The sequence below is a fragment of the Ilumatobacter sp. genome (assembly GCF_041688325.1).
Lineage (GTDB): Bacteria > Actinomycetota > Acidimicrobiia > Acidimicrobiales > Ilumatobacteraceae > Ilumatobacter_A.
In genome coordinates, this window is the sequence record NZ_JBDNIJ010000201.1 from 1 (window position 1) to 7,904 (window position 7,904).

Genomic DNA, 7,904 nt, shown 5'->3' on the forward strand with positions numbered 1-7,904 from the left:
ACTCCCTGCTCAGAACTCCCTGCTCAGAACTCCCTGCTCAGAACTCCCTGCTCAGAACTCTTCGTCGAACCCGACTTCGCCTTCGATGCCGGTTTGGTAGCTCGACACGGTGCGCTCGAAGAAGTTCGACAGACCCTGCACATCTTGCAGTTCCATGAAGCTGAACGGGTTCTTCGACCCGAACTCGGGGCTGTAGCCGAGCAGGGCAAGGCGAGTGTCGGCAACGTACTGGAGGTACTCGCGGGTGTCGCCGAGGCTCATGCCCGGAACGCCTTCGACGAGAACGTCGGCAGCAAACAGGTACTCACACTCGACGGCTTCGCTGATCATCTCGCGGATATCGGTCTCGAGTTGAGCGTCGAACAGCTCGGGCTCTTCGGCACGGACCGTGTTGACGACTTCGAGCGCGAAGTTCATGTGACACGACTCGTCGCGGAACACCCAGTTGGTGCCGTCGGCAAGGCCGTTGAGCAAGCCCTTCGAGCGCAAGAAGTAGACGTACGCGAACGCTGCGAAGAAGAACAAGCCTTCGATACAGGTGGCGAAGCAGATCAGGTTCAACAGGAACTGCTTACGATGTTCCGGTGTCTCGATCCGGTCGATCTCTTGGATCTGATCCATCCACTTGAAGCAGAAGTCGGCCTTGGCCTTGATCGACGGGATGTTCTCGACAGCAGCAAACGCAGCTTCGCGTTCCTTCATGTCCGGGATGTAGTTGTCGAGGAGGGTCAAGTAGAACTGAACGTGCAACGCCTCTTCGTACAACTGGCGCGACAGGAACATCCGCGCTTCGGGGCTGTTGATGTGGCTGTACAGGTTGAGGACCAGGTTGTTCGACACGATGGAATCGCCAGTGGCAAAGAACGCCACCAAGCGGCTGACCATGTGCTTCTCAGCCGGCATCAACTTGCGGTCGAGGTCGACCAAGTCATCGGAGAAATCGATCTCGTCGACGGTCCAGGTGTTCTTAATCGAGTCCTTGTACATATCGAAGAACTGCGGGTATCGCATCGGCCGGAGCGTCAGGTCAAAGCCCGGGTCAAGAATGTTGCGCTGTCGAGCGACAGGCGCCGCGGCCGGTGTGGCCGGCGCTGCGAATGTGTCGTAGTCGTCAGATGTGATCGGGTCAATGAGTGCCATCAGTTGCATGCCTCGCAGGATTCGGGGTTCTCGAGGCTGCAAGAAAGTGCTTCCTCATCGGTGAACGATTTTGATTGGGTGGGCTCGGGAGCACCGCCGCCCTTTGGTGGCGTGGTGGTCGCTGCTGCGGACGTCGTCGACTTGTTGATCTTCGTGGCCGGACGGCTACGCAGGTAGTAGGTGGTCTTGAGACCGGACTTCCAGGCGTGCAGGTACATCGACGAGAGCTTGCCGATAGTCGGCGTCTCCATAAAGAGGTTGAGCGACTGGCTCTGGTCGATGAAGGCGCCACGCTCGGCACCCATGTCGATCAGCTGGCGCATCGGAATCTCCCACGACGTGCGATATACCTCGCGCAGTTCGACGGGGATGCGCTCGACGTTTTGCACCGAGCCCTCAGCCTGCTTGATCTCATTGATCATCTCCTCGTCCCACAGGCCGCGACGCTGCAGTTCGGTGACGAGGTACCGGTTGATCTGCATGAACTCGCCGGACAGAGTTTCGCGCTTGAACAGGTTGGACAGTTGCGGCTCGATGCACTCGTAGCAGCCGGCGATCGAAGCAATCGTCGCCGTGGGCGCAATGGCGATGAGCAGGCTGTTGCGCAGGCCGTGCTCTGTGATGCGGCCACGCAGTGTGTCCCAGTCGAGCTCGGCCGGCGGGACAACCGGAACGCCGCTCTTGCGACCGCCGAGGTCCCAGAGGTCGAACTGCAGGTCGCCCTGCGCTGCGCGGGTGCCGGCGAACGACTCGTGCGGGCCGTTTTCGACGGCGAGTTCGGTGGATGACCACAGTGCATGGAAGTAGATATGCGCGCTGATCCGCTTGCTGAGTTCCTTCGCCTCGGGCGAATCGAACGGCAGACCCTTCTTGAAGAAGACGTCTTGCAAGCCCATCATGCCGAGGCCGACCGGACGCCACTTGTTATTCGAGTATTCGGCTTCCGGCGTCGGGTAGTAGTTGATGTCGATGACACGGTCGAGGAACGGGACGACCTGGCGGACGACTTGGCCGAGGCGCTCGAAGTCGAACTCGTCGCCACCGTTGGGGCCGGTGCCGACGAAGCTGCCCAAGTTCAGTGAACCGAGGTTGCACACCGCGGTGTTGTCTTGGTCGGTGACCTCGAGGATTTCGGTGCACAGGTTGGACAGGTGCACAACACGCGGCGAGCCGTCGTCGTTGAGCGCACCGGTCTGGTTGCACTTCTCGTTGGAAGCATCCTTGAACGTCATCCAGCCGTTGCCGGTCTGAGCGAGCGTGCGCATCATCTTTGTGTAAAGCGAGCGGGCGGAGATCTGCTTTTCGAAGAGGCCAGCTTCTTCAGCAGCGGTGTACGCCCGCTCAAAGTCTTCGCCGAACTTGTCGGTCAGGTTCGGGACCTTCTTTGGATCAAAGAGGCTCCACTGCCAGTCTTTTTCGACACGCTCCATGAAGAGGTCGGGAACCCAGTTGGCGATGTTCAGGTTGTGCGTACGGCGAGCGTGGTCGCCGGTGTTGTCACGCAACTCGAGGAAGTCCTCGACGTCGGCATGCCAGGACTCGAGATACACACAGGCGGCGCCCTTACGGCGGCCACCCTGATTGACCGCAGCGACCGACGAGTCGAGGGTCCGAAGCCACGGGACGATGCCGTTGGACAGGCCGTTGGTGCCCTGGATGAGGCTGTTCTTTGCACGCACCCGGTGCCATGCGACGCCGATACCACCGGCAAACTTCGAGAGCTTGGCGATGTCGGTGTAGCGCTTGTAGATGCCCTCGAGGCTGTCTTCGGGCGAGTCGAGCAGGTAGCAGCTCGACATTTGGCTGTGCGTGGTGCCCGAGTTGAACAGCGTCGGGCTCGACGGCAGGTAGGCCAGCGACGACATCAGGTCGTAGAACTTGACCGCAGCATCGACGCCGCCGGTCAGTTCGCCGCTCTTGGCGTCACCGGCAACGAGACCGCAGGCCACACGGAGCATGAAGTACTGCGGCGTCTCGATGACATCACGGCGCTCGGGGTGACGGAGCAGATACCGGTCATAGACCGTGCGGAGGCCGAAGAACTCGAACAACCGGTCACGGTCAGAGTTGATCGCAGCGTTGAGTTCAGGAGCGTTGGCATCGACAAATGCGCGCACCTCGTCCGAGACAATGCCCTGCTCGTGAGCGACCTTGATCGACTCAGAGAACCACGGGATGTTTTGGTTGCGGACTTCTTTGTCGACGACCGTCGCCAAGAGGCGTGCGGCCAACTTGGAGTAGTTGGGCTCTTCGACGATCAGGCCTGCCGCAGTACGGATTGACAGGTTGTCGAGCTCGTTTGTGGTTGCGCCGTCGGCGAGTGCCGAGATCGTCCGAGTGGCAACACGCATTGGATCGACACCGAGCAACCCTTCAGACGCCCGGGCAATGGCGTGGACAATCTTGTTCAGGTCGACCGCTTCAAGCTGGCCGTTGCGCTTCATCACACGCATTCCGCCACCAGCAGCAGCGCCACCTGCGCCCGCCTGCACCACCGGAGCCGACATCGCAACGTCGGTCAAGGTCGGTGCTCTCAGCTCGCCGGTGTCATCTGTAGTTGCCTGGGTCCCAACATTGCCGTCAATCAGTGTCACCGGTCACTCCATCTCATCATTGTCGTCGGCTGCGTCTGTCGTGTTCTGTCGTGTTCTGTGTGCTCATTGTGTTCGGTGTGCTCATTGTGCTCATCGTGTTCGGTGTGTTCGGTGTGTGTTTCTTGCGTATTTCACGGCCAATTTGTCGTCGTTGGCCCTCACCCTCCGTATTACTGGAAGCACCAGATGTCGTGGCTCAACGTTTCGAAAGAGCCACTCGGACACCACATGTCGTGTTGCCGAGTCCGTAATTACATCAGTGAAACTACGCAACTGTCAACGGTAGCGAGTGAAAACATCTGTGTTTTCGTGGCACCTTCGCGAAGCCCCTGCTCAGACGCTCGCGATGCTCACCAGTCGCGACCATGCACGGGATTCGGAACGTTCGATCGCGGCAATCACTCGGCCCTCGAACTCGGCTTCGGCCACCCACATCGACTCTGTTCCAAGCAATTGGCCCTCTCTCGAGCGGATGTGATTCTCCCGGAACTCCAACGTGGTCCGCCACCCTCCGCGTTCAAGCCACCGTCGATCGAGTTGTCGCAACGTCGAGCGATGCCCACGGTTGTGCGAAGCACGCTCGATTCGGGCTCTGGAGAGCAGTGGGCTGGCCATGGCTTCCACTGTGCGTCAGATTGCCTGTGAGCAACAAGACGGGAAACCGTGTGGGTTTGATGTGGCTGACCATGTGGGAAGCATGTGGACAGCCTGTGGACTTCCCCACTCCGCTGTGGACAACCGGCGACTACAGCGGGCGACTACAGCTCCGGCAGGAGCGCTGAGCAGGCCAGGAACGCTTCTTGCAGGCTCGGATCGGTCAGATCGATGTCGCCGAAGACAGTGTCGAGCGTCGGATCCGCCAAGACGTCAGCCTCGGAAAGGTCCGGGATCTCGGCGCCCTCATCACGCGCGCAGTCGAAGAACGCCAAAATCTGGCCGATGTCAGACTCTTGCTCTGGCACGAAGAAGTCGGCGCTCGCATTATCTGAGCACGATGCCCCCTCAGCCGGCACGACCAACTCGATGATGTAGTCGTCGATCTCGGCCTGCACACAGTCAACCGAGCCGTATGCCGTGTGGCCCTCAGCTTCGACGGTGTAGAGCACGGCCGAGTCGAGGGAATTTGCGAGCTCCACCGACCACTCATATGGGGTGGCCGGGTCGCCGGAGTTGCCAATCACCACGATCGGCGCGGCACCCGCTGCTGGGCCGATCACGAGCGGATCAACCGCTGGTGTGATCCCGATGCAACCTGTTGAGGCCCGCAGGAAATCGGCAAAGTACGTCGACAGATCAGCAGCAGCGTCGGCAGCAGCACGTTGGTCGTCAGCAGTCGGACGGCCCGGATCGTCGGCGCAGTTGATAAAGCCGTTCGCCACGTTCGAATTGTCGTACGTCCCGTCGAGTTGCCTGCCGACGAGCGAATCTCCCAGCACTTGCAGCAGCGTCCCGTCTTGCTCGGCCTCGGCAGCGAAGAGTGCCGAGGCCAGGAACGGCCACGACTCCTTGCTGTAGAGCGCTGCGGCAATCCCGAGGCTCAATTCCCCTGGGGTCAGCACACGGTCCGGATCGTCGGTCGGGAACGACCCGAGTTCGGCGATCTCAGCTTCGAGACCGGCGATCACATCAAGGGTCGGGCCAACATCGTTGAGCAGGCAGTCCGAGTCGGCGTCGCACGCAGCGGCGAAGTTTTCCAGCGCCCGGTCAAAGCCAACGCCCTGCTCCTTGTCGAGTTCGCCAGAGTCAGACGTCGGCTTGACCCCAGCGTCGAGCACGAGCGCACGGACATTGTTCGGAAATAATTCGGCATAGGTCGCGCCGAGCCGCGTGCCGTACGAATAGCCCACGTACGTCAACCCGTCGTCGCCGAGGGCAACTCGCAGTCGATCCATGTCGCGGGCGGCGTTGTTGGTGCCAACGAACGGTGCCAGGTCGAGTGTTGCCGCGTCGCATGATTCGAGTTGCGTCTCGCCATCGGCCAACAGGGCAGCCCAACCGGCGTCGTCGCCTCCGGCCAGCAGCGCGACCTCGTCGTCAAGGTCCGTTGCGCAGTCGAGGGCCGTCGATGCCCCAACGCCGCGCGGGTCGAAGCTCACGAGGTCGAAGCGTTCGAGAATGTCGCTCGACATCGTCAGCGGGATAAAACCGAGCGACTCGATGCCAGAACCTCCAGGACCGCCAGGGTTGAAGACGAGCGAACCAATGCGGTCGTTGGCCGCTCCGATCGCAGCTGAACGCGCAACGGCGATCTCGATCTGCTCGCCGTCGGGTACGGCGTAGTCAAGCGGGACCACGAGCCTTGCGCAGTCGAGTTCGACCGCAGCGTTCCCGGCGTCCTCACACGGTTCCCACGCCAACGGCGCGACAATCGAGCCGCCGACAGTTCCGATGCTGTCATCAGTTCCGGTGTTGACTTCGGATCGCTCGGTCGAGACCTCACCGCCTACGGACGTGCATGCAGCAGCGATCAACGTGATGGAGACGAGTGCGCCCAGCGCAACGGTTCGAGCCATGGGGGAACGATAATCGTGGCTTCGCTGGCTTTGCATTCATGCGGTGCGCTGGTCAGCCGACCCATTTCCGAGTGAACTCCGGCGCTGGTCCGGCCGCAATCGATACCGCCTCGGCAGGCGTCACGGCACGTTGTGCAAGGACGCCGTGCTGCGGCTTCATGAACCCCGCTGCCGTTGCCCCGTCGATGAAGTCGAATAACGGGTCATAGAAGCTCTGCTCAGCATCACCCAACGTGACGTCGAGGAAGACGACCGGCGAACTGATGATGCCGAGCTGATTCCACGTGAGCACCTCGAACGCTTCCTCATACGTTCCGAATCCGCCCGGGAGGACCACGATGCCGTCAGCGAGCTCTGCCATGCGCGCCTTACGCGAGTGCATATTCGGCAACACTTCCAACTCCGTGAGCCCATCGTGCCCGACTTCGAGTGCCAACAGTTGCTCAGTGATCACGCCAATCACATCTCCTCCGGCAGCAAGAACAGCATCGGCAACAATGCCCATAAGTCCGACGTCGCCGCCGCCGTACACCAGACGGTGCCCCGCCTCGACAATGGCAGTTCCCAGCGCTTCAGCCATCAGGGCGAACGCCCCGTCAGTTCCGCTACTCGACCCGCAGTACACACAGATGGTTGACACGAGTCACAGGTTGGCACGGCCGGACGATTGTGAACGACTCTGTTACCCACGGGTACTCTCGATCCTCATGGGAATTGCTGCTCCTGACCTGCCCGCGTGCGCTGATGCCATTGACCTCGCCGATCGCGTGGTCGGCAAGGCGGTTCGACGACTCGCCTCGCTCGAAGGTGGCCCAGACGTGCACCAGGTGCTCGCCTACGAGATTGCGCACGCCGCATCCGCTGTGGCGACGGCGAAGTCGCTGATCGACTACGGCAATAAGGGCGAGGTCGAAGCAAAGATCTGTTGCGCCTACACCGCCGACATGTTGCACGACGTGGCCAGCAAAGTCCTGGGCCGCGAAGACGACTGGGGCGTCGAACGAGACCCCCTTGCCAATGCGCATGCCTTCATGACGCAGTTCCGGGCGGCGGAGTTCCTCGCGTCACTGGCCGACCAACCAGGACCGCTCCATCTGTCGAGCGACATGGAGATGGTCGCCGACACGTTTGATGCCTTCGCCCAAAACGTCATTGCCCCACACGCCGAGCACGTGCATCGCACCAACGCCGACGTGCCTGAAGAGATCATCACCGGGATGGCCGAGTTGGGCGCCTTTGGCCTCAGCGTCCCGTCCGAATACGGCGGCTACTCCGAAGGCGGCGACGAGGAATACATCGCCATGGTCGCAGCCACCGAGGCTCTGTCGAAGGCCAGCCTGGGTATTGGCGGCTCGCTGATCACCCGCCCCGAAATCCTCACCCGAGCGCTCGTCAAGGGCGGCACGGAAGAGCAGAAGAAAAAGTGGCTGCCGCTTCTCGCAACCGCCGACGTGATGCCCGCAGTTGCAGTCACCGAGCCCGACTACGGCTCCGACGTCGCTGGCATCAAGGTCACGGCCACACGCGCCGACGGCCCGAACGGCGAAGCTGGCTGGGTCATCAACGGCGTCAAGACGTGGTGCACATTCGGCGCCCGCGCCGACGCACTCACCCTGCTTGCTCGCACCGACCCCGATCGGTCCAAGACCCACAAGGG

Annotated in this window: 5 protein-coding genes; 1 reads left to right on the plus strand and 4 read right to left on the minus strand. The window is 61.4% G+C overall.

Features of this window, described 5'->3' with window-relative positions:
- Positions 1 to 51 precede the first annotated feature (51 nt).
- The 4 genes from ACH2EI_RS12050 to ACH2EI_RS12065 all read right to left on the minus strand — a co-directional run bounded on the left by ACH2EI_RS12050 (position 52) and on the right by ACH2EI_RS12065 (position 6,887).
- Positions 52 to 1,140, minus strand: coding sequence for a ribonucleotide-diphosphate reductase subunit beta (locus ACH2EI_RS12050; protein ID WP_395160172.1), 1,089 nt, complete (start codon positions 1,138 to 1,140; stop codon positions 52 to 54).
- Complete coding sequence (locus ACH2EI_RS12055; RefSeq protein WP_395156603.1) at positions 1,140 to 3,647, minus strand: ribonucleoside-diphosphate reductase subunit alpha; 2,508 nt, start codon at positions 3,645 to 3,647, stop codon at positions 1,140 to 1,142. The genes ACH2EI_RS12050 and ACH2EI_RS12055 overlap by 1 nt, the downstream gene beginning before the upstream one ends.
- Before the next feature lie 845 nt (positions 3,648 to 4,492).
- On the minus strand, positions 4,493 to 6,247 hold the full coding sequence (locus ACH2EI_RS12060; RefSeq protein ID WP_395160174.1) for an alpha/beta hydrolase: 1,755 nt from the start codon (positions 6,245 to 6,247) through the stop codon (positions 4,493 to 4,495).
- A 52-nt stretch (positions 6,248 to 6,299) separates the two neighbouring features.
- Positions 6,300 to 6,887 (minus strand): TIGR00730 family Rossman fold protein, encoded by a 588-nt coding sequence (locus ACH2EI_RS12065; RefSeq protein ID WP_395156599.1) that lies wholly within the window; start codon positions 6,885 to 6,887, stop codon positions 6,300 to 6,302.
- Between the two features lie 67 nt (positions 6,888 to 6,954).
- Here ACH2EI_RS12065 and ACH2EI_RS12070 point away from each other — a divergent pair.
- Positions 6,955 to 7,904 (plus strand): acyl-CoA dehydrogenase family protein (locus ACH2EI_RS12070; RefSeq protein WP_395160176.1); only part of this gene is annotated, 950 nt, incomplete at its 3' end.

Coding starts and splice junctions, on each gene's coding strand:
- ACH2EI_RS12050 (WP_395160172.1), bottom strand. CDS start 1,140: ATGGCACTCATTGACCCGATCACATCTGACGACTACGACACATTCGCA.
- ACH2EI_RS12055 (WP_395156603.1), bottom strand. CDS start 3,647: ATGTCGGCTCCGGTGGTGCAGGCGGGCGCAGGTGGCGCTGCTGCTGGT.
- ACH2EI_RS12060 (WP_395160174.1), bottom strand. CDS start 6,247: ATGGCTCGAACCGTTGCGCTGGGCGCACTCGTCTCCATCACGTTGATC.